Source organism: Erysipelothrix rhusiopathiae (assembly GCF_900637845.1).
In the GTDB taxonomy this organism is placed as follows: Bacteria; Bacillota_I; Bacilli_A; order Erysipelotrichales; family Erysipelotrichaceae; genus Erysipelothrix; species Erysipelothrix rhusiopathiae.
In genome coordinates this window covers 1,015,745-1,040,364 of sequence record NZ_LR134439.1, presented here as the reverse complement: position 1 = coordinate 1,040,364, position 24,620 = coordinate 1,015,745, and the positions used below count along the sequence as shown (strand labels likewise).

The following is a 24,620-nucleotide window of genomic DNA, read 5'->3' as shown; positions in this document are numbered from 1 at the left end:
AGAAATATAACTTGTATCTTTCATCATGAATTTCTGTCATAATAGAGTACGAAATGAGGAATATATATGAAACATATTTTAAAAGTAGAACATAATGATGAACTTTTGAATTATCTCTTGAGCCAAGACTTACCTTATAGTCGCTCAAAGATTAAATCACTCTTAAAACACGAGTGTATTTCAATTGATAATGAAGTTACAACACAATTTGATGATCTCATCACTGCGGGACAAACCATTACAATTGTAAGTCATAACCAACAACGCGATACGCCTTTACAAATTCTCTATGAAGATAAAGATATTTTAGTTGTGGATAAGCCTTACAAGCTCTTGACGGTCTCTAATCGAAAAGAAGAAGAGTTGACAGCATTTCGTCTCGCTAGTGATTACGTAAAGAAACAAGATTCTAAAAATCGTATTTTCGTAGTACACCGTTTAGACCAAGATACATCGGGTGTCTTGATGTTTGCGAAAAGCGAGTATGTTAAACGCTTGTATCAGGATAAGTGGTCAGAACTTGTGGATGAGCGCTTGTACGTTGCGATTGTTGAAGGTGTTGTGCCTAAAGACAAGGATGTCATCCGTTCATTCTTAAGACAAAATAAAACAACACACATGTACTCTACATCATCGGGTCAAGAAGCAATCACGAACTATGAAGTGATTAAGCGTACGGAAAACAATACAATTTTAAAAATTCAAATTGATACAGGACGTAAAAACCAAATCCGTGTCCATATGAATGATATTGGACATCCTATTATTGGTGATAAGAAATATGATGCTAAGACAAACCCACTCAAACGTCTTGGTTTACATGCTTACCGTTTAAGAGTTATGAACCCTAAAACAAAGAAAATGATGACTTTTGTATCACCATTACCACCAAAATTTAAAAAATTATCCAAAATTACGCCAACACAAGAAACATCAATATAAAAAAAGCCCCACTTATTATGCGTGGGGCTTTTTTTTTAGATTATATTATTTGTGGACCACTTCAAAATCGCGTTATAACTCAGTAAAGCAAGAACGAGAATAAGCAAGCGTTTTGGAGAAAACGTATTTGTAAGAAGCATAAAGATCATGCGCATGATGATAAGCAAGATAAAACTTATCATGACAAAATGTTCAAATTCTTGTTTTATTTCATTTGAGCTAAATCCCAGAGATTTTAGTTGTATCAGGTGATTTTCATCTTGGAATGTTTGAGTAGTATTTTTTAAAAACACCCCCATTATCACACAGCTTGCAACAAACCAGATACTAATTAACATCTCGAATGACATCGTATTGCGAAATGATACAAATAGGAGTAAGTCACCAATCAAAATGACAAGTCCACCAAGAAGCCGATCTCTAAAAAAACATTCTTTAAGATATATTTTCATGTTGTTCAATCAACGCTTTTAATATTGGGGTGAGGTTTAAGCGTTGCATCCTTTCATAGTGATGTACCTCGGTATCAATTACTTGAATCCCTGAATTTAAGATTCCCACAGCAGCAGCATCATTTTTTGTTTTATTCCATAGTTCTTGAGTAATTCCCTGATAACGGTCTTTAAGATTTTCAACGGTATCCGAAACAATACACTGTCCTTTGGACATCAGGACAATTTCATCCGCAATGGTTTCAAAATGTTCAGGAGTGTTGGTTGCGATGATGACAGTGTGATCATCACGAAGTAGTTTTGTTTGTATGTCATCCCGTAGTTTGTTTAAATGACGTGCATCAAGACCAAAGCTGGGTTCATCCAAAAGATGTAGATTGCTTTGTTTCTGCATCATGAAATGATAAAGAATTTGTTGTTGCAGTCCTTGTGACATTTCATCGATACGATCTAAATTTGAAAATCCCATTGTTCTTACTTGTTGCATAAATAACTTAAAATCCCAATTTGAAATCAGTGCTTCTCCATATCCCCCTAAATCCGATAATCGAATCGAAGTTTTAAACGGAAACTGAGAAGGAATATAACAAACCCCTTCGGTTATCGCATAGTCATGAGCAGATTTGTTATCAATGGTAATATTCCCAAGGTCTGGTTGTAAGCCACCACTTAATAACTTAAGCAGTGTTGTTTTTCCATTGCCATTTGCCCCAACTACCAGAATCAACTTCCCGGAATCTAGGTTTAGTTTTGGAATATCAAGTGTTAATGTATTACGTTGGATTTTTAGATTGTTTATGTGGATCATACGTTACACCCTTGCATCATTTGAATAAATTGATCCAAACTCGGATTTCTATCAAATACACTCAAATCTAGATGACGTTTCGCTAAGCATTTTCGCGCATCGTGTGGAAATTGTTCGATGTCTGTAAAAAGTACACAGCTTCCCTTTTCCATATATAAAACATAATCCAGTAAGTTTTCAATTCCTTTCACATTATGGGTTGATATCATTGCGATTGCTTCTTCCTTATAGATATTTTCATGTAATAACCTGATGAATTCATCACGCTTAAATGGATCAATGCCTTCAGTAGGTTCATCTAAAATATACAGCTTTGCTTCAGTCGCAAGTGCGATACAAAACATAAGGTGTTGTTTCTCACCCAAACTAAGTTTGTTTAGGGGTGTTTTAAAGTTCAAATTAAATTGGAGACGATATTGTTCAAATAAGGATTGATTCCATGTTGGTATGAGTAAAGATTCTAAGGTTACAATTTGTTGAGGAGTCATGTTTAATGGATAGGGAATTGTATCGGGTATATAGGAACACAAAGAATTGACTAGAGGATTGGAACCCATTGTTATTGATCCTGATGTGTGCTGATACTGTTGCATCATCATTTTCATCAGTGTTGTTTTTCCAGCACCATTTTCTCCAAAAACACCACACATTGTTCCTGTCATGATTTCAAACGACATCGGCTTGATTTCAAATGACCCTTCAAATTTACGACCAAGATGATCGACGGTTAAATTGTTTGACATAGTTTCTCCTTTAAATTAAATCTAAATGACTTAATGCATATTGATAGTTTTGATAGATGAGTGTAATTGATGCAAGACTACCAATAATCACTTTATAGAGGAGTGATAGTGGAAGACTTACAATGCAGCCGATCAGTATAATTGCGATGATAATTTTCACAGCAACCATACCTATTTCCTTTGGACGTTCGATATGAATTTTATAAATACGCGTTAAACTGAATACTTGTAAGATTCCTACGATATACAAAATGGTCATACTCTTGTAAATTTCTTTCCAAAAAAGTTCATTGGAAATCTGTGTTATATTAAATCCCGCTTGTTGGTAATGCATCATTTCTTCACTGGATATTATGATTTCAGGTCCAAAAATACTACGGAGTCCAAAATAGAAGAACGCGATAATCATTGCGTTAAATATAAATGTAATGAGACTTACGCCAAGCATATCGATAAAAAAAGTTGTCTTGGAACGATATCGTAGCGAAACATAGTTTTTCCAATTTTTTTGAGTAAAGAAGATAATTGTAAAGATGCCTGGGTTGATGCGATATTCCTGAAGTACAAAAGCATAGATACATATCATCAACATTATTACTAAAAATGTTTTATATGTGTAAAACGATTTAAAAAGTGTGTACTGCCGTTTGATTGCATTTTTCATAATTTTCTTTCCCGTTTCTATTGTTTTTCGTATGCTTCATCTAAGAGCTCGATTAAAACCTGCTTGGTAATATCAGCATTTTTTGCAATGGTGATGATTGAATCAAGATGTGACTCAATGGAACTTACAGAATCTTTATAAAGTTTATCTTTTCCAAGTCCTGATACATACGATCCCTTACTTGGGATCGTATAAAGATATCCTGCTTTTTCTAGTTCCTCATACGCCCTTTTGGTAGTAATGACACTTACCTGTAATTCTTTAGCTAGAAACCGAATCGAAGGCATGGCTTCATGTGGCTTAAGGGTACCATTTCCAATTTCTTGTTTAATCTGAACAACTATTTGTTCATATATGGGTAAATCATATTCTGTTTTGATGTATATGTTCATAGGAATCCTTTCTGTGTATATACAGTATATACAGTCAAGAAATTCTTGTCAATCTAAAAAAAACAGCCTTTCAGCTGTTTTCATAAATTTCAATCCAGTCATCCGGTGTTATCTTGGCAACAAGATCTTGAATAAGTTGAATTGGTATTTCGGTATTTTTCGTAAAACGGATGCACGACTTGCCCATGTTTAATTTGGTTGGAACAGATTGTTGATAGGATGATTCAAACCAACTTAATATTTCCGGTTGTGCATAGATGCCCATATGGTAAAAACCAATATGATGTTTTTGATATCCTAAACTTATAAATGGCAGGGGTACCGTGGGATCACCACGATATCCTTTGGGGTATAGCGATAATGGTACAACAAATGATGGCATGTTGTATTGCATAACCAGTTCAAACCCATCAGGTATCGAGGATTGTATGGCGTTAAACAGTAAGGTGTATTGTTCTTTAAATGCACCCTCACCATGATTTATATAGCTTTGAATGGTCATTAAAACATTCTCCTTTTAACGTCCCACTCTTCACGTAGCATACCGTATTTTAATGCATCATAATACTTTCCTTGGTAATAACGAACACTTCGAATTTTTCCTTCCAAAGTCATTCCAATATTCTCACCAACACCCATCATCGCTTTATTACCCGACCAGGTAGAAAATCCAAGTCGTTGGATGTCGGGGAATGCTGTAAAGAGTTGATCCATCCAAAACATAGCACATGAACTTCCAAGTCCATGCCCCCATTCATTCTCATCATAAATTACAATTCCAAATTCAAGCCAACGTGTTTTATATGACTCCCAATAATAGGATACAAGTCCAATTAAACGACCGTCTTTAAAAATTCCCTGTCTAAAATCAACATCCAAGTATAATTCAAGTCGTGAAGCCTCAAATTCTTCGTAGGATAATGGAAGATGTTCATCAAGAAAAGGTGCATCAAAGGACATCCACGGTCTTTCTTTTTGAAATGCATATTCCCAAAGTAATTTCATGTCTTCTTTTTGTAGTTTACGTATCTCTATCATAGGTCACACTCCTTAATGATATTATACCTTAAATATCATAGAAGTTCTGTCTTGGAGGTTTTTGAGGTATAATATGCGAAAAAGGTGGTCGAATATGTCTGATTATTCAGTAGTGATAATTCTTTCTATAATGTGTATTGGTTTAGGGGGTATTCTTTTTATATCCTTTAGGCGCAATCGTGGGCGGATTTTAAATGGATTTTTATTCAATGCGTTATTGATGCTTATCGCAGTTGATATCATTGCGTTTTCTTTCACCCATTACAATCCCTTTCTCCAAGCAATTTCTTTGTTATTAATGATTCTGGGAATTTTAGTCTTTCTTTTAGGTTACTATATTCTCATAATCGGTCTTTTTAAAAATGCGAAACGTTTAATCCAGAAAGAAGGGGTTCGTTTTTCAAATTTATTAACGCTTTTTGCAGGTATCGGTTTAATTTTCTTTGTCTTTATTATTCCGTTACTGTCTAAATTAATACCACAAGAGTTACGATGGATGCATACACTTTTGACCTGTATTACGTTTTCCTGCTTTTACTTTATTTTTGTTTTCATTAATTTCCTATCGTCCTCTTTTCTTTATCAGTTTTTTAAACCCCATAAAGATCGTGATTTTATTATTGTATTGGGGAGTGGACTTCGAAATGGTACCGAAGTCCCCCCACTGCTTGCTGCTCGAATTGATGTAGCTCTTGAGTATTATCACCATCAAACCGTACCACCTCGTCTGATTTTTAGTGGTGGACAAGGGGAAGATGAATGCGTTCCCGAAGGGCAAGCGATGCGTGATTATGCACTTAATCGCGGCATTCCCGAATCCCACGCCCTCATGGAAACGCGATCCACAACAACCTATGAGAATATGCTTTTTTCAAAAGAAATTATGGATACTTACGAATTTGACCATCCCTATACTTGTCTTTTTAGTTCCAATACCTTCCATATTTTTAGAGCCAGCCAATATGCGCGACGTGTCGGTTTAGATGCGCATGGCATCGGCGCAAAGACGGCCGGTTATTTTGTACCCAATGCTCTGATTCGTGAATTTATTGCGTTGATGGTTATGCATCGACGCTTTCATCTCATCCTTAATGGCCTTGCCTATGCTGTTATTTTCCTTGCAAGTTTTCTCTAATTTATTCTTAAAGAGTCTTAAGTGGCTCTTTTTTTTATGATTATTATTGACAATATTTGTTCATTAAAGAATAATTAGAAAATGAAATTAAAATTTTAAGGGGTATTATATATGAATAAATTATCAAAATCACAGTTATTATCTGTAAGTTTAATGTTGTTTTCGATGTTTTTCGGTGCTGGAAATCTTATTTTTCCGACGATGATTGGTTATCTTGCAGGATCTCATAAATGGATTGGTATTTTCGCATTCAGTGTTACGGCTGTACTTTTACCGATTCTCGCACTGGTTGCTGTTTCAAAACAAGATGGATTTTTAAATCTAACGCATAAAGTTCATCCTTGCTTTGCATTGATTTTCCCAACTATTTTGTATCTTTTAAGTGGTCCACTCTTATCGGTACCTCGAGCGGGTATTATGCCTTTTGAAACCTCACTGCGTCTCCTCTTTAATAACCCGCATCATGTCCAAATTGGATTATTGATTTATTCATTCTTATTTTTTCTTTTATGCTTTGGTTTTTGTATTAAACCACAAGCACTCAGTGATCGTGTTGGAAAAATCTTAACACCATTACTCTTACTGTTTATTCTAATTTTGTTTGGTGCTGCTTTCTTCACAAGCTTGTCCCGAAACACCATTTCTCATGAGCCTTATCTCACATCCGGGTCCGCTTTCGCAAGTGGTCTTGTGGATGGTTACTTAACACTCGATGGATTGGGTGCTTTAAACCTTGGTATTTTAGTCACAATGTCAATTAAGAGTTATGGATTGAAAGATGAACAACAAGTTCGAAAAGCAACTGTACAATCAGGTGTTATTGCAGGGGTTCTCTTGTTTGTTGTTTACTGTATGCTTGGTTTTTTAGGAAATCTCATGTCAAGTGAGCTTATTCAGGCTCAAAATGGTGCGGAAGTTATTGCACATCTTGGAACACGTTTATTTGGAAATTATGGTCCTTTTGTTCTTGGTATGCTTTTCTTTCTTGCTTGTCTTACAACCTGTGTGGGTCTTATCAGTTGTTCTGCGGAATTCTTTGCGGAACGATATCCACGCTTAAGCTACCGTCGTAGTGTATCAATCCTTTGCTTTATAAGTTTCGCAATCTCCAATATTGGGCTCACAACAATTCTGAAAATCAGTGGTCCCATCCTCGCGTGTGTCTATCCAGCCGCAATCGTTTTAATACTCTTAGGTTTATCCTCAAGACCCTCTACCCTTACATACCGGATCGCAATTATATCCAGTACGCTTTTTAGTGTTATTGCAGTCCTTGATCATTTCAAAGTTTCAATTCCCCTCATAACTCAATTCTGTCGAGCACTGCCCTTCTACGCACTTAATCTTGGATGGGTTGTTCCCACATTTATCCTTGCATTATTTAGTTTAATGCTCCAAAAGAAAGAGGAACTTCAATAAGTTCCTCTTTTATTTTTGGGTTAGATGATAAATTGCCTCAATTTCTTTTTGTTTCAAGTGATGTTTTAGATACACAAAGTGTAAAGGCCGTTTTAATTCAAAATCTTCGAGATCAAGGTATGTTAATGCTTTGTTTTCGATTTCTTCATGCGCAACTTTGGTATACATAAATGAAACAGCATGGGATTGTTTTAAAAATGTTTTGATTGTTTGAAAACTACCAATCTCTTGTACGGATTGAAATGAGGTTAAGCGATGATTATGAGCCGTCAACCAGTTTTCGAAAATTGAGCGCGTACCCGAACCTGGCTCACGCACTATAACCGGATATAACAGGAGTTTCTCTAAACTCACACTTCGACCCACCAAAGGATGATTTCGTGCCACTACGGGCATAAAGCGAGCTTCTGTAAAGATATGAGAAGTAAAAATATCTTGGTCAAACATGCCTTCAACCAAAGCACAATCAATAACACCCGATTTCAAATCCTCTAAAAGCGTATCCGTATTCGCAACTTTAATTTTAAAATTGACACACTCTTCAATAAGATACGATCGTAAAGATGTCGGAAAATAGTAATCCGCAATCGACAGAGTCATACCAATGGATACCGGGTTTTCAACACCTTCAAGTTTTTGAAACAACACCTCCTGGTATGCACTTTGTATTTTAGCGTAATCATAAAGTAAATAGGCTGATTGTGTAAAATGCAAGACTCGACCTTCAAAAAAAACCAACTTACATTGGTAGATTGATTCCAAGCGCTTAATGTGTTGAGAAACTGCAGGTTGGGTTAAATGAAGCACGGTGGCAGCCTCTGTATAACTTTCCAACTCCATCACCGTCATTAATGTTTTTAACTTTGGATCCATACACCCTCCATAAATATTCTTTATCTATTATAACACAGAATAATAAACCGTTATGAATAGACATGCTATACTTTCTTTGGAAAGAGGGGTCTTATGAACTCAATTAAAAAATATACACCCGGTTTTATGCTTTCATGCCTAGTAGCCCTTATCGCTATTCTACTTGAAAGCCTATTACCCGTTAAATTTGTCGGAGCATCCGTCATTGCACTGCTTATTGGAATGCTTGTGAATACGTGGAAAGAACCCAGTCCTGTTATCAAAACAGGTTTAAAATTCACATCCAAGCATGTTTTAAAATTCGCAATCATTCTTTTAGGAGCATCACTAAATATTACGATGATCTTAACAGTTGGAAAACTATCCTTAGCGGTTATGGTATTTACACTGCTTACATGTTTTGGTGGAGGATACTTTATTGGGAAAAAACTTGGTTTAAATTGGAAGTTATCCAATTTAATCTCTGCTGGTACTGGAATTTGTGGTGGTTCCGCAATTGCTGCGATTGCACCTGTCATTGAAGCAGAAGATGAAGATATCGCTTATGCGATGTCCGCAACATTTTTATTTGATGTACTGATGATTGTATTATTCCCTATCATGGGAAAAGCATTGGGTCTCACAGATATGGCTTATGGTTTGTGGGCAGGAACTGCTGTGAATGATACATCAAGTGTTGTGGCAGCGGGCTATGCATTTTCGGAAGCAGCAGGTGATTTCGCGACGATGGTGAAATTAACACGGACGTTGGCTATTATTCCAACCGTAATTGTCTTCTCATTAATTCATGCACACGTTAAAAAACGTGATGGCTTAACTCCCGCAAATGAGTCCCTTAAATTAACACAAATCATACCTTGGTTTATTTTATTATTTATTGGAATGGCTATCCTCAACAGTACTGGTATTATACCCGTTGGCGTCAGTCATCTTCTCAAACAAATTAGTAAGTTTTTAATGGTTTGTGCACTTGCTTCAATTGGATTGAATACAAAATTTAAATCCATGATTAAGACTGGACTTAATCCGTTCCTCCACGGTTTTATTATTTCTTTACTCGTGGTGGTCGTTGCATTGGGTGTTGAATTTATGATGGGCATTGTTTAGACACACAAAAAAACAGGATGAATTTCCTGTTTTTTTGTGTGTCTAGATGAAACTGAAGGACTGATAGTGGAAAGAATATGGATTGATAACATGACGCTATCAAATCAACGAGATTAATTATGTATACGGTCATTCAGTTTTAAGACATTGTCAGTATACAAAATTATTGCCTCGAATAGAATTTTCTTTTTCTTAATAATTCTTAACTATTAACTCCAAACATAATTGAAACTGGGTTCCATTGCGATTCCACGTTAAAAATCCATCTTGAAGATTCATCAAGCGTTCGCAGCTTCTTAACCCGATACCATAACTCTCATGATTTCTTGGCACCAAGGCTATTTCATTCTCAACAAGTATACGAACTTTTGTACCGATCATTTTTATTTTAACCTTAACCCCTTGATCATATTGAGCGTATTTAATAATATTTGACGTTACATTATCAAAAATACGATGCATTAGGATATGAGAAACATAACACCAACCCTCCTGCTTACCTAAATCTTCAACCACAACCTCAATACCATACACCTCAAGCGATGACCGTAATTGCTTTAAAAAATCGTGTTTTAAGTCATTGAAAGATGTTTTAATAATTGGAAAGGAATGCTCTTCTTGGTTTGCGATATCTGTGAAGCATTGGAGTAATTCTTGAGTTAAATCTTTAACTTGATGTGCTTTATCATAACATCGATGAATTTTATCGTGATGCGATGAATTCAAAGTTTCATCATTTTGTAAGTATTCAAGATAACCCAGTAATATTGTCATTGGCGTTCGAATATCATGCGATAAGGTTGTGGTTGCATCTTTTAATGCTTCTTGTGATCGTACAACCATCTCAGTATTCGCAATCAGTGCCTCACGCATCATATTAATGCCACGGGCTAGATCCGTTAATTCATCATTTCCTTGTTCAGATACTTTCGTCTCAAGCATCCCCCCACCAATCGCATTCAACTCATTGGTAATGGTTTCAATGTAAGAGGTCATACTTCGTAATAAAATACACATCACCGTTACGAATGCGATAAACGAAACTACGCGGTTCACTTGATCAACACGATCTAGAAATTCAATATTATCCTGGCTCATAATATCAACACGAAGCGGTGATCCGCTTACATCGAGACCAAATGTTTGAAGTGGATATGATGCATCATTGCGTGTATCAAATGAGCGTACTTCCACCTCAAGATCGTTGGTATACAACAATTTCGAATCATTGTAGATATAAAAAAGCGAATATGGATATTGTTTAACCCAGTCATTGAGTTGATCAAGGGACTGCTCAGTAATCTTTTTTTCCGCGATATAAGTTTGTAAGGAATCCACACGTTGATGAATCGTATTACGATTGGGATGGACACTTGTGATATAGACTTCTGAAAAATGTCTCATCGTGCAGTATAAACAAGAACTCATAACCGTCGCAATAAGGATGTAGATAAGAATTTGAAACGAAAGCCGTGTTGGCTTTTTCGTCTGCCTAAAGACCATCGTATGTATACCCTTTACCCCAAACATTTTTCACAATCTTAGGTTTATTGGGTTCATCTTCTACTTTTTTACGGAGATTACGAATATGAACCATGACTGTATTGGAACAGGAATAGAAATACGTATCTTCCCATACAATTTCAAAAAGTTGTTCCATGGTGTAAATACGGCCTGGATTCCCTAAAAGAAGACGTAAAATACGATATTCACGCTCCGTTAAGTCAAGTAAAACTCCATTTTTATAGACTTCATTGGTTCTTCGATTTAAGCGTAGATTTCCTTCTTCAAGCATCTCATAGTCATTTCCTTGTTGCTTACTTCCATAATTACAGTAACGTCGTAAAAGTGCTTTAACCCGAACACTAAGCTCTAGATATGAAAAGGGCTTCATTACATAATCATCGGCACCCGCAGAAAACCCTCTCACAACATCTTCTTCTTTCTCTTTAGCTGTCAGAAAAAGAATTGGAATTTGATGTGCATCACGTATTTTCCGGCACAGTTTAATACCATCAATCTCAGGCATCATCACATCTAAAATCGCTAAATCAAATCCATCATCAAGCGCCTCCAATGCATCATACCCGTTCGAATACGTCTGCACTTGAAAGCCATCGTTTGTAAGTAGTAGTTCAAGTAGTTCCCGAATTTCAAAATCATCATCGACCACAAGTATACGATTCATAAAACATCCTCCTCAAGTAAATCAAGTTTAAATATAGAGATTCTCACTTTTCTTGTCAATAATTGTTATTCAAAATCACAAAAAAAACGATCATATTTGATCGCTTTTTATCTTAATCCGTCGTGATGTATTCCATAAACAAAGGTCCACAATCACGATAACGTTCAACATTTCCATGTGTCGTTACTTCGATCATACCATCCCGTTGAATTTCAGTTCGATCAAGGTTGATAACATAGCGTGTCATCATCGATCCTAAATATAAAACACAAGCGAGAAGAAAGACAGTTAGAAAGACACGACGCGAAATATTTTCAATTCCATAACGTCGGTCAAAAGCATTCGGTCTCACCAGATAATAAACCAAATAAAACATTAATAAAATCATACAGGTAAAGAAACACCCATAGAGAAACATTTTAAAATGTGACCGGTAAACAAGATGTAACTCCGAATAGAGTATAACCCGCACCATCGTCAACATCATAAAATTAATGACTGCAATTAAGACGATGATATTTTTAAGTTTAAATAATTTTTGATTCATATGCACCGTCTCCTTCACTTTATTATACGTGAGAAAACGAAGCATGTCACTTTAGTGGAAAGCTTAATTTGACTTTAAAGAGATCGCCATCAATATGCAACTTCAAGTCTCCTCCCATTACTTCAGTTAAGGCTTTTGCGATTGAAAGTCCCAGACCACTACCTTCTGTATTTCGGGATGCATCCCCACGTACAAATCGTTCCATTAATTCATCCGCACTGATGTTTAGGGATACATCTGAAATGTTTTTAATTTCAAGAACTGCATTCTGATCAATGTGTTTTAGTGAGACATAAACCCGAGATTGCATTAAGGAATACTTACAGATATTTCCAAACAAATTATCCAGAATACGAAAGAGAACATTCCCATCTAAATTCGCATAAACAACATCCTGAGTCAAGACGAGTTCTAATTGTTTCTGATCAAAGCGATCACGGTATTCACCAATGACCTGATCTAAAAGGACATTAAGATCGGTATCTTCTTGATTAAGATGAATGGATCCTGAACTTGCTTTCGATGCTTCAACCAAATCCTCAATTAATTTCTTAAGTCGTGAAGATTGTCTGGAAAGAACATCTAAGTATTCTTGCACTTCAAGATCTTCAAACGATTTTTGTTCAAGAAGTCCAATGTAATTGATGATTGAGGTCAGTGGGGTTTTGATGTCATGAGAAACATTTGTAATCAAATCTGTTTTCATGCGTTCTGATTTCATTTGTTTCTCAACCGCAAGATGCATCCCATCTGAAAGTTGATTTAAATCGTGTGCATGATCTTTCAGGACACCATGGAATTTTGTTGTATCAAGAGGCTCATCTAAATTTCCAAAAACCATCGCGTGTGTCGCATCTCGAATCACTTTACCATCCAACGTAAATTTTAGGATAAAATAAACAACCACTCCTGTTTTAAGTAACCAGAAAAAGATCATGGTGCCGTTATTATGATTAGAGATTGAGATCATCGTTATGAAATCGAACAATAAAGATGCTCCCACAATCATAGAAACTTTAAGAATCAGGTCACGATTTTGGAACGATGATTTATAGAGACGTTTTATCGGTAAATATCCCCATCGATAAATCCATGAGTTCACCAATAACTGTTTAGCTTTAATACGTTTAATAAACGAATTATAAAAAATAAATGACAAGCCTAATAAGAGGAATGTTATACTACTGCCCATGAGAAATGCATTGGGAACATCACGATAGAACAGATTTACACTCTCGCCAATAAGACTGATTGAAAATCCAAAAACGAATAAATATAAAAGTGCAAAGGGTTCTAAAGGAATGCGATCAAAAGGATTCTGTTCGATTGTGCCTTCATCATTACGTATCCCTGCATGTTTTGTGAAAGTGACCCATGAAGCAAGCATTAAGAAGGCAGAGACAATCAGTATTCCATACAGTCGATAGCCTATTTCTAAGAGCTTGGTGATTAAGATTTCATAGAACCAGAAAACATCATGTGCCCCCTTTACAATCTGACTTTCAACTTTATATTCTTTTTGAATCATCTGAGATTTTATGTAATTACCGTAATCATCATATTCATCCACGCTTTGATAATCCGAAAGAGTATAGACTGTGATAAATCCAGACTTCGAAGGGGTTTCTTTACTGTATAAAAGCGTATTGTCCGAATTATAGATTTTAAAAAAATGATTGGGTGACACTACGGATGTTTCCGTATCTTTAATTCCTCCGGAAAAGCGCTTGTCGGACACATTATCAAATGATGACATTCGAATTAAAGAATGAATTTGTTCTTGCGCAGTTTCATTAAAAACATATTCCCGTACTGCTTCCGGAGCCATACTGTTTACATGCAAGGATTGCATCTTAACCAATGCATAGATACTCCCGGCAAATCCACTTAATGATGCGATAAAGACTGCTGCCGATACGAAGCGGATTACAAAATGTTTGCGTTTATTCGGATTCATGTTTTAGTTCTCCTTCTATTTTATACCCTTGCCCCCATACCACTTTAAAATAACGGGGTTCTGATGGATTGATTTCGAGTTTTTCTCTTAAGTGACGAATATGAACGGCAACCGTTCCTTCCGCACCATAAGAATGGTCTTTCCATACATGTTCATAAATATGCTTGGGCGAAAAGACACGGTTTGGATGTTCCATCAAAAACTTTAAGATATCAAACTCTGTAGGCGTACAACGAACCTGTTTTCCATCCATACTTACCGATTTGGTTTCATCATTAAGTTCCAAACCACCTACTTTTAATATGTGTGATGTCTCCACATAACCCTGATTAAATTGTGTATAACGACGAAGTTGTGATTTTACCCGTGCGATTACTTCCATTGGATTAAACGGCTTTGTGATGTAATCATCAGCCCCTACATTTAATCCTAAAATTTTATCTGTGTCTTCCCCCTTTGCGGTCAGAAGAATAATTGGTATTGTCGTTGTTTTACGAATGTGCATCATCGCTTCCAACCCATCCATAACAGGCATCATAACATCCAATAACACAAGATCAATATGCTCTTGTACAAGAATCTCCAATGCTTCGACGCCATTAAATGCTTCATAAATAATATAATCTTCTTGTGATAAATAAATTTTTAATGCGTTCACAATATCTCGTTCATCATCACAAATCAAAATTTTTGCCATCTCGTCACCTCTTAGTTCTATTATAGGGAGTAACTGTTTAAAAACCAACGGTCCAAATGTTTAAGAATTGTTTAAGATACCAGATTCGTCTATAATTAATTCAGGAGGACATAAGGATGAATTTAAAAAATAAACTCACACCACTTCAATATGAAGTAACCCAAAATAGTGCTACTGAAGCACCATTTACTGGAGCATACGATGATTTTTATGAACCAGGAATTTATGTCGACATCGTAAGTGGCGAACCTCTTTTCTTATCAAATGATAAGTTTAATGCAGGGTGTGGATGGCCCGCTTTTTCAAAACCGATTGATGCATTGCTTGAGGTTGAAGATGAAACACGACGAATCGAAGTACGTTCCTTAAATGCAGATTCACATCTTGGCCATGTCTTTAATGATGGCCCTCAAGAACTGGGTGGACTTCGATACTGCATCAATTCCGCTGCACTTCGTTTTATTCCACTTGATCAAATGGAAGAAGAAGGCTATGGACAGTATATCCAACACATCAAACATGACTGATACAGAATTATTAGAATCGCTTTTAAAAGAAGCACCAAAACACATCGTTGTGATGTGGGCTGGAGATTGCCTTGAACATGCCTTAACCCTTTGTCGCTACAAAGATGTACATGCTAGCGCATCCCTTAAAGCTACCCGAGATTGGGTAGAAGGAACCATGGCGACAGATGAAGCACGAAAACGCGCCTTAAAGGCACATGAGCGTGCACGGGAGCTCACAAAAACAGAACACGTCTATTTACTCAGAGCCAGTGGTCATGCCGCAGGAACAACACAAGTTAAAGCACATGGCATCCAATGTGCAGATTATGCATTAAAAGCAGTACAAGTTGGAAAACGCAGCAAACGTTCAATTGAACGTAAATGGCAACTTGATACCTTATCCAATTATCTCGATAAAAAAACTTCTTAAAAGAACAAAACGAGTTCTTCAAAGAAGTTTTTTTTATGCATTAGCCTTGATTCGTTTTTTTATAATTTCATCATATTCAGGTACACCCATAAAATGCATCACCAACATATAGACCGCAATACCAAAGCCAATCGCAATCACGACCCCTTTTTTTCCGATATCACTGAGGATGGTTGGATAATAGATGGCATAAACCGCAAAACCCATTATAAGTGAGGCGAACGCCGTTTTAGAGAATGAACGAATAAACTGACCTGTTCTCAAACCATCTAAGCGTATACGCAAAGCATTATAGAGTAACAGCGAACCGATAAATGCAGCCAATGTTGTCGCAAGAGCAAGACCGGTTACCCCCATTATCTTCGAAAGTACAAGATTTAATAGAATATTTGCGACGACGGACACAACACCAATCCGTACCGGAGTTTTGGTATCTTCCAATGCATAGAAGGTTTTCGTTAAAACTTGACGCATTCCAAAAGCCACAAGACCCAAAGCATAGAAAAATAGAATTGTACCTGTAACTACAATCGCTTGATCATCAAACTGACCATGCCCTAAAAGCATCATCACAATCGGTTTTGAAAGCACCATAATACCAATCGATGCAGGAATCATTAATAAATTAACAACATTTAATATTTTCGTAACAGTTCCCTTGAGTTGTTCTGTTTCATTACGAACCGCATTCCCCACCAGGGTTGGATAAAGGACTGTCGCCATCGTTGAAACGAAAACCCCCAATACCGCATCATTGATTTGCGATGCATAACTGATGGCGGAAATCGATCCATCAACAAACGTGGAGGCAATTGTCCGATCAATAACAAGATTTATTTGATCAATTGAAGCACCCAGAATAATTGGAATCGCCATCACAGTCATCATCTTCACATAAGGATTACGGACATCAAAACTTAGACGACGCTTAAACCCTTTACCTTTTGATGTAAGGTAAGCAAAAAGATATTGGATGACACTCGCAATAAAAATCCCAATGGGTAAAACCATGATATCCGTCTTCACACTCATGAATATTGATAGAATAACTACAATATTCATCATGAAACTTCCAATTGGCGCAATAAGAAAGCGATTATGAATCTCATGATAACTCTCATAAATCGAACGCGCTCCAATGAAGAAGATTGATAATAACGTAACTTTAGTGAAGCGAACAGCAAGTTCCAGTTTCGCACCTGTATACCCATGCGCAAACACCAGTACCAATTCTTTGGTAAAGACAAGCCCTAATAATACCAGAACTACGGCTAGAACTGTAATCAAGTTAAGAGCATCACTCATATAACGATCCGCAACAGATTCACCCTGTTCTTCCGATGCACGAATATAAACTGGAATAAACGTACTCACAAGTCCAATTGCCACAAATCCAAAGATAACGTTAGGAATACTCCATGATGTAAAGTAAACATCGGATACCATTGATGTTCCGTAAAAATACGATAAAACAAGTCCTCTTACAAGACCCAATATTTTTGAGATAAGAATTGCGATGGTTAAATAGGCTGCATTACGTTTCATGGAATTCCTCTTTTCTTTTCTATTATACCCTTTTAATCAACGAAACCTAACGAAAATGTCGTGTCACACAATTAAACACTTTCCCGGTCTTTACACGCCGATAAAAAAGGTTAAAGCACCCATGCTTTAACCTAATGTATTATTGATATTTAAAGTAATAGAAAACACCGAGTGACGACCAAATAATCATAAAGATAAATGATGGTAACTGGAGTTGTCCAGGTGATCCCGGTATGACGAGAAGTCCCATAAATACAAGACTTACAAAAGCACCGACGGCACTCAGTTTTCGTGAGTATCCAATCGATTTTCGATAGCTAATCATACAAACATAGAAGTAAACAATGGCCGCTAGAAGCGATGACATATCGACGATATAAATAATCATCTCACGTCCAAACCATGGAGCAACAAGACTTACTATTGTAATAAAGCGTATTGCTTTCGTGTACATACCATTTTGGTTTTCATAGTTATACTTTTCAGGAATGAGTTTATATTGAGCTAATGCCCCAATAAGTTTACTACCCCCAAGCATAAAGCCATTAATACCGCCCGATACAGCCCCTGCTAGTGAAATCAGCATCAAGATAAATGCCGCAAATCCCAAGCGACTTAAAACCGCTGATCCTAATGCCCACTCCTCAAGCACACCTGCTTGTGGCGCAAAGACCAAGGCAGTGGTGATGTTATTGAGATTATAAAATACAACGCCTGCAAATACAGCAAGAATGGTGACTCGAACGGCTTTTGAAGCACTGAAGTCTAAATCCGTTGATACTTGAGGTATTACATCAAACCCTACAAAGAGAAAAGGCGCAATTGCAAAGACTTTTGCAATTTGAGCAAGATCAAAGGTATAAGGTGTAATGTAGTATTCTTTTAAAACGGAAGTTCCTTGTGTGGTAAGCATCATGGTGAAGATTACCATAATATTTGCGACCGTAAGTAAAATCATCACATTTTGAACTTTTGAACTCATTTTAAGTCCTTGGATATTAATTTTCGCAAACACGATGATGATGGAACTCGCGATAAGTATTTCTGAGAGATATACGGAGGTTCCTCCGATATCATAGAGGTATCCAAACGTTACAACAGATCCAAAAAGTTTCTTCACGACAAGCACAAATGCTGTCGCATTTAGGGGAACCATACTGATATAACAGAGAATTAAGAACCAGCCTACAATGAAACCGTGTTTTTTTCCTAAGTTATTGTACGTATATGAGAATTCACCACCATCTTCATGATGGGTAGACATCATGACATGATATCCTTGAACAATAAAGATGATTGCGATTCCACCAAGAATAAGCCCGATTGCAGTGTTAATCACACCACTTTCGGGCAAGAACTTGGTCCCTGGGAGCGTAAACGATCCCCAACCGATAATTGAACCTAATGCAAGCGCCAAGATATCCAGTTTACTGAGTCTTTTGCGCATAGATTTTCCTTAGTTAAAGTTGTATTCTGTAACGATTTTATCACGGCCTGTGACTTGATCATTAAAGTATTCATAAACACAGATTCCAAGATATGATCCTGAAATATTAATCACATTATCAAAACCAAGGTTTTGAAGTGCCATTACAGCATTGTATGAACGTTGGCTTGAACGACAGTGTAAATATACAGGTTTATCTGTAGGAATTTCATCCAAGCGATCACGAATTTGGCTTAATGGAATATTTACTGCATTGATAAGGTGACTTAATGCATATTCATGTTCTTCACGAACATCTATAATACATGCATTGGACTCTACCAATTCACGAACTTGCGTTACAGGAACTTGGTTGAAACGACCGTAAAGAAGGTTTAAACCAACAAGCGCTGCATGATTCACGACATCTTTAGCCGTACCAAATGGTGGTGCATAGCATAATTCAACTTCTTTAAGATCTTCAAGAGTTCCACCCATTTGAATCATTGTCGCAATCACATCAATACGTTTATCAACATTTCCCTTACCGATTGCTTGTGCACCCAGTAATTTACCTGTTGGATATTCAAATAAGAGTTTAAAGTGCATTGGATTTGCATCTGGCATTAATCCAACTTTATCACCAGGGATAATGTAAACAAAGTCATAATCGAAACCGTTAGCCTTTGCCATTTTTTCATTAAGACCGGTTGAAGCAGCATTTAAGTCAAATACTTGAACACATGATGATCCAACAACACCTTTATTGTTATGAGGAATTCCATACATATGATCTGCGGCTGCACGTGCTTGACGTTGAGCAGGACCTGCAAGTGCAAGACGTGTTGGTTTATGTGTGATTTGATGGAAGACTTCAATCGCATCACCCACTGCATAAATGTTTTTATCATTTGTAAGGTAATTGTGATCAACTTTAATTCCACCTGTAACACCGATTTCAAGATCTGCAGCTTTCGCAAGACTTGTTTCAGGTGCAACACCGATTGCCATTACAACTGCACCGGATTCTAAGATTGTTCCTGAACCCAGTTCAACACTTGTTTCTGTAATCTTCTTAACGCCATCACCCAGAATCAGGTTAATGCCGTGATCCATCATTTCTTTATGTAGTACTTGTGCCATATCATAGTCGAATGGACTCATGATTTGATCAATTGCTTCCACAAGTGTTACGTTTTTACCTGCATGACGCAAGTTTTCCGCAACTTCAACACCGATAAATCCACCACCAACAACGGTAATGTTTTCAATATTGTTGTTGACGATATGTCCGTTTAATTTTTTAATGTCGACAACATTACGTACGGTAAAGACATTATCACCGTCAACGCCTTCGATACTGCGTGGTAAAATTGCACTTGCTCCTGGTGATAAGACAAGCTTGTCATATGCTTCATCCATTTCTTCACCGGTTTCAAGATTTTTAACCGTTACAGTTTTCGCATCACGATTAATTTTTAGAACTTCAGTGCTTGTGCGTGCAATGATGTTATATTGTTTTTTAAATTGTTCTGGTGTCATTAAGACTAAGTCATCACTTGATGCGACAATGCCACTTAAGTGGTAAGGCAAGGCACAGTTTGAGAAGGACACATTCGGTCCGCGTTCAAACATAATGACTTCCGCATGTTCATCTTGACGACGAACACGAGCTGCAACTGAAGCACCTCCAGCTACCCCTCCAACAATTAATATTCTTTTACTCATGGTAGAATCCTCTTTCTTTTCTAAGTTATCGTTTTAAGTTGTTTATTTTTGTAAATGTTTCGCAAGTTTGTTTCCTAAGTAACCACCGATTACCATCACAACAAGGAACACCCAGCCGGATAATGAGAAGTTCGCAATCGGTGTATATAAAGCACCAACGTTACATCCATTCGCAAGACGTGTCCCAACACCCATTGTGATACCACCCATTGCATAAAGAAGTCCATCTTTAACGGTAATGTGTAGTTCTGACATAAATGTATTTTTAAATTTACCTGCTGTCAGTAAGTATACTGCAGTTCCGACAAGGATACCCATGTTTTGAACTGTCACAGGGTTTGCTAAGAATGGTTTTGAGAATACAGCTGGATCCATTTGTGTAAATGATCCTAGAGATTCTGCGGATACACCAAAGAGTGTTAAGAATTTACCGAACCAGAATCCGTAAGGTGTTGATGCACCCCAACCTGCTTTAGTAACACCCATTAATAATGTAAAGAGAATCGCGATGATCACTGCACCTTGTTTTAAAGTCCATGTCTTTACAAAGAGACGTTCATAAGTACTTTCTGTTGGGAAAGCATAATCTTTCTCAACTTCAAATGCTTCCATACTGTCTTGGCCTTTTTCCACAAAATGACCTGTGTATGTACCCTCTTTTTTACGTTTTGCTTCGTATTTATTTGCGAGCACAACCACAAGACCACAAAGAAGGGCCGTTAAGATTAAAGCACCAAGGTATCCACCAAGACCATCCCATTTAAAGAGGTCTGGTAAGAAGACACCACCTGCAGTTTGTGATCCAACTTCAGATACAAACCATGATGTCGCAACCCAACCTTGCTTTTGAAGTGGGAATCCAATAAAGACCCCAAAGCTAAAGAATACAAGTGTAATTAAAGCACGTGGTAAACTTGTAATTAAATCCGTTAAAACCCCGGATGCACAGCATGATGAGAATGCCATCCCAAATCCGAAAAGCACACCCCCAACAAGTAAGCCACCATTAATTGGATTAACCCATAAATCCATTTGTGATGGATCTTGGAAAATCATAAACGATGCGGATAATGCTGTGGTAATAAAGAACATAAACATTAAGGTTTTCATTAATTTTGTGGAACCTGTATTTGCGGCACGGTTCACACTTCCTGCAAACCCCGTTGCAGCACGTGTTAATGTATATCCTAATGCAATCCCCATTACAAGTCTGAATAAATGCATATCAGACGCTAAGAAATTCTTTCCAAGGATGAATACTGCGATAAGCAATACAAATCCAATAATATTTTCTGTCTTCTTCATGTTCTCCTCCTATGAATGACAAAGATGCAAACGACACCTTACATTTATTTGATTATCAGATCCCCGTATCTTTTGCGCATGACCGCATGGATAATCATCAAATGTTTAAGGCTAATCGTTGCCTTGCTCATAAATCGTATCACGTATCGATGACATTTCAACTAATTAACTCACGAGTTTTATGGACTTTAGCCATAATCTGCTCTTATATCACTTTTTTCGATTTAAAAGTGATTTATTTCTTTTGTGTTTGTGAAATTAATAACTTGTATCACAAAATTCACCGGTTTTTGTGCTTTTGTCATAAGCATTGCTTATAACCAAAACCTATTGCATGATAAAAATTGATTATAGCACAAAAAAAAGCCGCTTAGCGGCTTTGGATACGTCGATTCATTTCCTCAAGTTCATGGACACTTAGATAACGCCACTCCCCTACCTTTAAATCACCCAGATTAATATTCATAATTCGAACCCGGTTTAACGTTGTGACTTTAAAACCCAATGCCTTCGTCATACGACGAATTTGGCGATTGAGACCTTGATTTAAAACAATACGAAATGTCTTCGGTGCAACTTGCTCCACATCAGATGGATTGGTAACTTGCATACGATGGGTTTGTTGGTTATAGATTTCAACCCCTTTAGACATTTTGGTAATAAAGTCTTCATCAATCGTTTTATTCACCGATACGATGTATTCTTTATCATGGCCGTATTCTTCGCGTAATATTTTATTAACGATATCACCATCATTGGTAAGTAAAATTAAGCCGCTGGAATCTTTATCCAAACGTCCTATTGGGAAAATCATCTTTGGGTAGTTCATAAAATCTGAAATATTTCCCTCAATAGCTCCATCTGTTGTACACGTGATACCACGTGGTTTATTTAAAGCGATATAAACTTTCTCGTCATCGATGGTAACGTGATTGCCTTCAACGGTTACACGTTGCCCTGGCAGTACTTGCTGGCCAACAGTGGCCGTAACACCATCAATTGCAACTACACCTTCCGCAATAAAACGATCTGCTTGGCGACGTGAACAATAACCCGAATCACTGATATATTTATTTAAACGCAACGATTCCCGTGCTTCGTGCTGAATGGGATTAATCTTTTCATTGGCGTTTGATGCTTGTTGTCGTGCTTGTTTCATAAAGTCCTCAATCTATTTTCTAATTATTTACCTCTATTCTACCATTTACCGTATAATATGTCACAAGGAGAATAATCATGATTACCATACAAACAACTACAATTGAACAGGTTTTACCCATTCGCCATAAAGCGATGTATCCTGATGGACCCATAACCTTAGCACAAACTGAGGATGACCTCCATGCAACTCACTATGGACTTTTTATAGACCAGCAATGTCTATCTGTGATTACTGCTGTTGACCATGATGATACGATTCAGCTTCGAAAATTCGCGACCCTGCCAAGCCTTCAAAATCAAGGTTACGGGAGCATGTTATTAAGTCATGTGCTATCATTATATAATGGACGCATCATTCTTAATGCGCGAACAAGCAAAATTTCATATTATAAACGCTTTGGTTTTAGACAAACAAATCAAACATTTACCCGCAATGACATCGACTATTGTATTATGGAGGTATTACGATGACAAACCCTTACCCTTATTCCCTTGATAACAAGCGTTATCAAACTTATAACTACTTTACCCAGAAGACTTATGGACAAAAAGCATTTAAAGTCAGCATCGACGCAGGATTTACTTGTCCAAATCGTGATGGTACGTGTGGAAGTGGGGGTTGTAACTTTTGCAGTGCCCGTGGATCAGGGGATATGATTTTAAAAAATCCAGACTTAGATAAGCAAATCGAGCACAGTGAAAATATAATGCTTCAAAAATGGCCCAACGCCGCCAAGATTGCATATTTTCAAGCCTATTCGAATACACATGATTCCTTAAAAAATCTTAAGAAACTTTATGACCCTTTCTTTGATGATGATCGTTTTGTGGGAATTGATATTGCGACACGCAGTGATTGTTTAGATGATGAGAAGATTGCATATTTTGAAGCAATGAGTCGTAAGAAAGACTTGACGATCGAAATTGGCTTACAAACCATCCATCCTGAAACTTCAGAATGGATGAATCGGGGTCATGATCTTGAATCGGTCACTACCTGTATTCAAAAACTCAAAGCAGCAGGCATTCGTACCTGTGTTCATATTATTAATGGATTTCCCCAGGAAACCCCTGAGATGATGCTTGAAACAGCCGATTATCTTGCGAAAATGCATCCTGAGATGGTTAAAATACACATGCTTCATATTATTAAGGGAACAAAACTGGGTGCAGAATATCAAAAAAAACCGTTTCCACTTTTAACGCGTGATGAGTATGTGGATGTTGTTGTGAAACAAATTGAACGTCTCCCCGAAGATATCGTGATCGCACGACTGACTGGAGATGGTATGGCGGATGATTTGCTTGCCCCAGTTTGGACGATACGTAAAATTGTAGTCACTAATGAAATCGATAAACTTATGGCAAAAAGAAATACCTGGCAAGGTAAATATCAAAAGGAGCGCTAAGCTCCTTTTTTTGGTAATCATTTTCGTTAAATACACAATCTTAATGCTTATTTTCGACCCTATAAGAAACTCATTTTCGTGAATATGAAATTTTGTAAATTGTTTTGGACATGATAAAAAAAGATGCTATAATGTCGATGAATGA

26 protein-coding genes are annotated in these 24,620 nt (G+C 37.0%); 8 read left to right on the top strand and 18 right to left on the bottom strand.

The window, feature by feature from the left end; genetic code table 11:
• Positions 1-66: 66 nt before the first annotated feature.
• On the top strand, positions 67-942 hold the full coding sequence (locus EL194_RS05060; protein WP_003775577.1) for an RluA family pseudouridine synthase: 876 nt from the start codon (positions 67-69) through the stop codon (positions 940-942).
• Positions 943-977: 35 nt separating this feature from the next.
• Here the strand turns inward: EL194_RS05060 and EL194_RS05055 are convergent, their stop codons facing one another.
• The 7 genes from EL194_RS05055 to EL194_RS05025 all read right to left on the bottom strand — a co-directional run bounded on the left by EL194_RS05055 (position 978) and on the right by EL194_RS05025 (position 5,039).
• Positions 978-1,394 carry a hypothetical protein gene (locus EL194_RS05055; RefSeq protein ID WP_003775579.1) on the bottom strand — a complete coding sequence of 139 codons (417 nt, stop codon included), beginning with the start codon at positions 1,392-1,394 and terminating at the stop codon, positions 978-980.
• Positions 1,378-2,202, bottom strand: a complete 825-nt coding sequence (locus EL194_RS05050) for an ATP-binding cassette domain-containing protein (RefSeq protein WP_003775581.1) — start codon at positions 2,200-2,202, stop codon at positions 1,378-1,380. The genes EL194_RS05055 and EL194_RS05050 overlap by 17 nt, the downstream gene beginning before the upstream one ends.
• A complete protein-coding gene (locus EL194_RS05045) occupies positions 2,199-2,945 on the bottom strand; it encodes an ATP-binding cassette domain-containing protein (RefSeq protein WP_003775583.1) in 747 nt (248 codons plus the stop codon). Before EL194_RS05045 ends, EL194_RS05050 begins: the two co-directional genes overlap by 4 nt.
• Before the next feature lie 10 nt (positions 2,946-2,955).
• On the bottom strand, positions 2,956-3,609 hold the full coding sequence (locus EL194_RS05040) for a hypothetical protein (protein ID WP_003775586.1): 654 nt from the start codon (positions 3,607-3,609) through the stop codon (positions 2,956-2,958).
• Positions 3,610-3,626: 17 nt separating this feature from the next.
• Positions 3,627-4,001 carry a GntR family transcriptional regulator gene (locus EL194_RS05035; protein ID WP_003775588.1) on the bottom strand — a complete coding sequence of 125 codons (375 nt, stop codon included), beginning with the start codon at positions 3,999-4,001 and terminating at the stop codon, positions 3,627-3,629.
• Positions 4,002-4,071: 70 nt separating this feature from the next.
• Positions 4,072-4,503: a DUF1801 domain-containing protein gene (locus EL194_RS05030; protein ID WP_003775590.1), complete on the bottom strand. Its 432-nt coding sequence runs from the start codon at positions 4,501-4,503 to the stop codon at positions 4,072-4,074.
• Positions 4,503-5,039, bottom strand: coding sequence for a GNAT family N-acetyltransferase (locus EL194_RS05025; RefSeq protein WP_003775591.1), 537 nt, complete (start codon positions 5,037-5,039; stop codon positions 4,503-4,505). Before EL194_RS05025 ends, EL194_RS05030 begins: the two co-directional genes overlap by 1 nt.
• A 94-nt stretch (positions 5,040-5,133) precedes the next feature.
• Between EL194_RS05025 and EL194_RS05020 the strand changes: the two genes are divergently transcribed.
• Together EL194_RS05020 and brnQ are read left to right on the top strand one after the other, a co-directional pair.
• The gene (locus EL194_RS05020) at positions 5,134-6,174 is read left to right on the top strand and encodes a YdcF family protein (RefSeq protein ID WP_003775594.1); all 1,041 of its coding nucleotides are present in this window, start codon (positions 5,134-5,136) and stop codon (positions 6,172-6,174) included.
• A gap of 111 nt (positions 6,175-6,285) precedes the next feature.
• On the top strand, positions 6,286-7,593 hold the full coding sequence (brnQ, locus tag EL194_RS05015) for a branched-chain amino acid transport system II carrier protein (protein WP_003775598.1): 1,308 nt from the start codon (positions 6,286-6,288) through the stop codon (positions 7,591-7,593).
• Positions 7,594-7,602: 9 nt separating this feature from the next.
• Here the strand turns inward: brnQ and EL194_RS05010 are convergent, their stop codons facing one another.
• Positions 7,603-8,466: a LysR family transcriptional regulator gene (locus EL194_RS05010; RefSeq protein WP_003775600.1), complete on the bottom strand. Its 864-nt coding sequence runs from the start codon at positions 8,464-8,466 to the stop codon at positions 7,603-7,605.
• A gap of 93 nt (positions 8,467-8,559) precedes the next feature.
• Between EL194_RS05010 and EL194_RS05005 the strand changes: the two genes are divergently transcribed.
• Positions 8,560-9,573, top strand: coding sequence for a YeiH family protein (locus EL194_RS05005; protein WP_003775602.1), 1,014 nt, complete (start codon positions 8,560-8,562; stop codon positions 9,571-9,573).
• 192 nt (positions 9,574-9,765) lie between these two features.
• On the opposite strand, the gene EL194_RS05000 is transcribed toward EL194_RS05005, so the two are convergent.
• The 5 genes from EL194_RS05000 to EL194_RS04980 all read right to left on the bottom strand — a co-directional run bounded on the left by EL194_RS05000 (position 9,766) and on the right by EL194_RS04980 (position 14,962).
• On the bottom strand, positions 9,766-10,977 hold the full coding sequence (locus EL194_RS05000) for a sensor histidine kinase (protein WP_003775604.1): 1,212 nt from the start codon (positions 10,975-10,977) through the stop codon (positions 9,766-9,768).
• Between the two features lie 88 nt (positions 10,978-11,065).
• Positions 11,066-11,761 (bottom strand): response regulator transcription factor, encoded by a 696-nt coding sequence (locus EL194_RS04995; RefSeq protein WP_003775607.1) that lies wholly within the window; start codon positions 11,759-11,761, stop codon positions 11,066-11,068.
• A 112-nt stretch (positions 11,762-11,873) separates the two neighbouring features.
• Positions 11,874-12,308, bottom strand: a complete 435-nt coding sequence (locus EL194_RS04990; protein WP_034886846.1) for a hypothetical protein — start codon at positions 12,306-12,308, stop codon at positions 11,874-11,876.
• Positions 12,309-12,354: 46 nt separating this feature from the next.
• The gene (locus EL194_RS04985; protein WP_003775610.1) at positions 12,355-14,265 is read right to left on the bottom strand and encodes a sensor histidine kinase; all 1,911 of its coding nucleotides are present in this window, start codon (positions 14,263-14,265) and stop codon (positions 12,355-12,357) included.
• Positions 14,252-14,962, bottom strand: coding sequence for a response regulator transcription factor (locus EL194_RS04980; RefSeq protein WP_034886848.1), 711 nt, complete (start codon positions 14,960-14,962; stop codon positions 14,252-14,254). Before EL194_RS04980 ends, EL194_RS04985 begins: the two co-directional genes overlap by 14 nt.
• Positions 14,963-15,078: 116 nt before the next feature.
• Here EL194_RS04980 and msrB point away from each other — a divergent pair, with 116 nt between their 5' ends.
• Together msrB and EL194_RS04970 are read left to right on the top strand one after the other, a co-directional pair.
• On the top strand, positions 15,079-15,489 hold the full coding sequence (gene msrB, locus EL194_RS04975; protein ID WP_003775615.1) for a peptide-methionine (R)-S-oxide reductase MsrB: 411 nt from the start codon (positions 15,079-15,081) through the stop codon (positions 15,487-15,489).
• Complete coding sequence (locus tag EL194_RS04970; RefSeq protein WP_115354652.1) at positions 15,455-15,901, top strand: putative immunity protein; 447 nt, start codon at positions 15,455-15,457, stop codon at positions 15,899-15,901. The genes msrB and EL194_RS04970 overlap by 35 nt, the downstream gene beginning before the upstream one ends.
• A gap of 33 nt (positions 15,902-15,934) precedes the next feature.
• Here EL194_RS04970 and murJ read toward each other — a convergent pair whose 3' ends face one another.
• The 5 genes from murJ to EL194_RS04945 form a co-directional block, all read right to left on the bottom strand.
• Complete coding sequence (gene murJ / locus EL194_RS04965) at positions 15,935-17,446, bottom strand: murein biosynthesis integral membrane protein MurJ (protein ID WP_003775619.1); 1,512 nt, start codon at positions 17,444-17,446, stop codon at positions 15,935-15,937.
• Between the two features lie 139 nt (positions 17,447-17,585).
• On the bottom strand, positions 17,586-18,893 hold the full coding sequence (locus tag EL194_RS04960) for an APC family permease (protein ID WP_003775620.1): 1,308 nt from the start codon (positions 18,891-18,893) through the stop codon (positions 17,586-17,588).
• A 9-nt stretch (positions 18,894-18,902) separates the two neighbouring features.
• Positions 18,903-20,600, bottom strand: a complete 1,698-nt coding sequence (locus tag EL194_RS04955; RefSeq protein ID WP_003775622.1) for an FAD-dependent oxidoreductase — start codon at positions 20,598-20,600, stop codon at positions 18,903-18,905.
• 42 nt (positions 20,601-20,642) lie between these two features.
• The gene (locus EL194_RS04950; RefSeq protein ID WP_003775624.1) at positions 20,643-21,905 is read right to left on the bottom strand and encodes a YeeE/YedE family protein; all 1,263 of its coding nucleotides are present in this window, start codon (positions 21,903-21,905) and stop codon (positions 20,643-20,645) included.
• Positions 21,906-22,275: 370 nt separating this feature from the next.
• Positions 22,276-23,064 (bottom strand): pseudouridine synthase, encoded by a 789-nt coding sequence (locus EL194_RS04945; protein ID WP_003775625.1) that lies wholly within the window; start codon positions 23,062-23,064, stop codon positions 22,276-22,278.
• 77 nt (positions 23,065-23,141) lie between these two features.
• Here EL194_RS04945 and EL194_RS04940 point away from each other — a divergent pair, with 77 nt between their 5' ends.
• Both EL194_RS04940 and mnmL read left to right on the top strand, forming a co-directional pair.
• On the top strand, positions 23,142-23,537 hold the full coding sequence (locus EL194_RS04940) for a GNAT family N-acetyltransferase (protein ID WP_003775626.1): 396 nt from the start codon (positions 23,142-23,144) through the stop codon (positions 23,535-23,537).
• Positions 23,534-24,475, top strand: a complete 942-nt coding sequence (mnmL, locus tag EL194_RS04935) for a tRNA modification radical SAM protein MnmL/YtqA (protein WP_003775627.1) — start codon at positions 23,534-23,536, stop codon at positions 24,473-24,475. The genes EL194_RS04940 and mnmL overlap by 4 nt, the downstream gene beginning before the upstream one ends.
• The last annotated feature ends 145 nt before the right edge of the window (positions 24,476-24,620 follow it).

Bases quoted from the DNA above. Each gene is read 5' to 3' on its own strand.
- EL194_RS05060 (WP_003775577.1), top strand. From the start codon at position 67: ATGAAACATATTTTAAAAGTAGAACATAATGATGAACTTTTGAATTAT.
- EL194_RS05055 (WP_003775579.1), bottom strand. From the start codon at position 1,394: ATGAAAATATATCTTAAAGAATGTTTTTTTAGAGATCGGCTTCTTGGT.
- EL194_RS05050 (WP_003775581.1), bottom strand. From the start codon at position 2,202: ATGATCCACATAAACAATCTAAAAATCCAACGTAATACATTAACACTT.
- EL194_RS05045 (WP_003775583.1), bottom strand. From the start codon at position 2,945: ATGTCAAACAATTTAACCGTCGATCATCTTGGTCGTAAATTTGAAGGG.
- EL194_RS05040 (WP_003775586.1), bottom strand. From the start codon at position 3,609: ATGAAAAATGCAATCAAACGGCAGTACACACTTTTTAAATCGTTTTAC.
- EL194_RS05035 (WP_003775588.1), bottom strand. From the start codon at position 4,001: ATGAACATATACATCAAAACAGAATATGATTTACCCATATATGAACAA.
- EL194_RS05030 (WP_003775590.1), bottom strand. From the start codon at position 4,503: ATGACCATTCAAAGCTATATAAATCATGGTGAGGGTGCATTTAAAGAA.
- EL194_RS05025 (WP_003775591.1), bottom strand. From the start codon at position 5,039: ATGATAGAGATACGTAAACTACAAAAAGAAGACATGAAATTACTTTGG.
- EL194_RS05020 (WP_003775594.1), top strand. From the start codon at position 5,134: ATGTCTGATTATTCAGTAGTGATAATTCTTTCTATAATGTGTATTGGT.
- brnQ (WP_003775598.1), top strand. From the start codon at position 6,286: ATGAATAAATTATCAAAATCACAGTTATTATCTGTAAGTTTAATGTTG.
- EL194_RS05010 (WP_003775600.1), bottom strand. From the start codon at position 8,466: ATGGATCCAAAGTTAAAAACATTAATGACGGTGATGGAGTTGGAAAGT.
- EL194_RS05005 (WP_003775602.1), top strand. From the start codon at position 8,560: ATGAACTCAATTAAAAAATATACACCCGGTTTTATGCTTTCATGCCTA.
- EL194_RS05000 (WP_003775604.1), bottom strand. From the start codon at position 10,977: ATGAGACATTTTTCAGAAGTCTATATCACAAGTGTCCATCCCAATCGT.
- EL194_RS04995 (WP_003775607.1), bottom strand. From the start codon at position 11,761: ATGAATCGTATACTTGTGGTCGATGATGATTTTGAAATTCGGGAACTA.
- EL194_RS04990 (WP_034886846.1), bottom strand. From the start codon at position 12,308: ATGAATCAAAAATTATTTAAACTTAAAAATATCATCGTCTTAATTGCA.
- EL194_RS04985 (WP_003775610.1), bottom strand. From the start codon at position 14,265: ATGAATCCGAATAAACGCAAACATTTTGTAATCCGCTTCGTATCGGCA.
- EL194_RS04980 (WP_034886848.1), bottom strand. From the start codon at position 14,962: ATGGCAAAAATTTTGATTTGTGATGATGAACGAGATATTGTGAACGCA.
- msrB (WP_003775615.1), top strand. From the start codon at position 15,079: ATGAATTTAAAAAATAAACTCACACCACTTCAATATGAAGTAACCCAA.
- EL194_RS04970 (WP_115354652.1), top strand. From the start codon at position 15,455: ATGGACAGTATATCCAACACATCAAACATGACTGATACAGAATTATTA.
- murJ (WP_003775619.1), bottom strand. From the start codon at position 17,446: ATGAAACGTAATGCAGCCTATTTAACCATCGCAATTCTTATCTCAAAA.
- EL194_RS04960 (WP_003775620.1), bottom strand. From the start codon at position 18,893: ATGCGCAAAAGACTCAGTAAACTGGATATCTTGGCGCTTGCATTAGGT.
- EL194_RS04955 (WP_003775622.1), bottom strand. From the start codon at position 20,600: ATGAGTAAAAGAATATTAATTGTTGGAGGGGTAGCTGGAGGTGCTTCA.
- EL194_RS04950 (WP_003775624.1), bottom strand. From the start codon at position 21,905: ATGAAGAAGACAGAAAATATTATTGGATTTGTATTGCTTATCGCAGTA.
- EL194_RS04945 (WP_003775625.1), bottom strand. From the start codon at position 23,064: ATGAAACAAGCACGACAACAAGCATCAAACGCCAATGAAAAGATTAAT.
- EL194_RS04940 (WP_003775626.1), top strand. From the start codon at position 23,142: ATGATTACCATACAAACAACTACAATTGAACAGGTTTTACCCATTCGC.
- mnmL (WP_003775627.1), top strand. From the start codon at position 23,534: ATGACAAACCCTTACCCTTATTCCCTTGATAACAAGCGTTATCAAACT.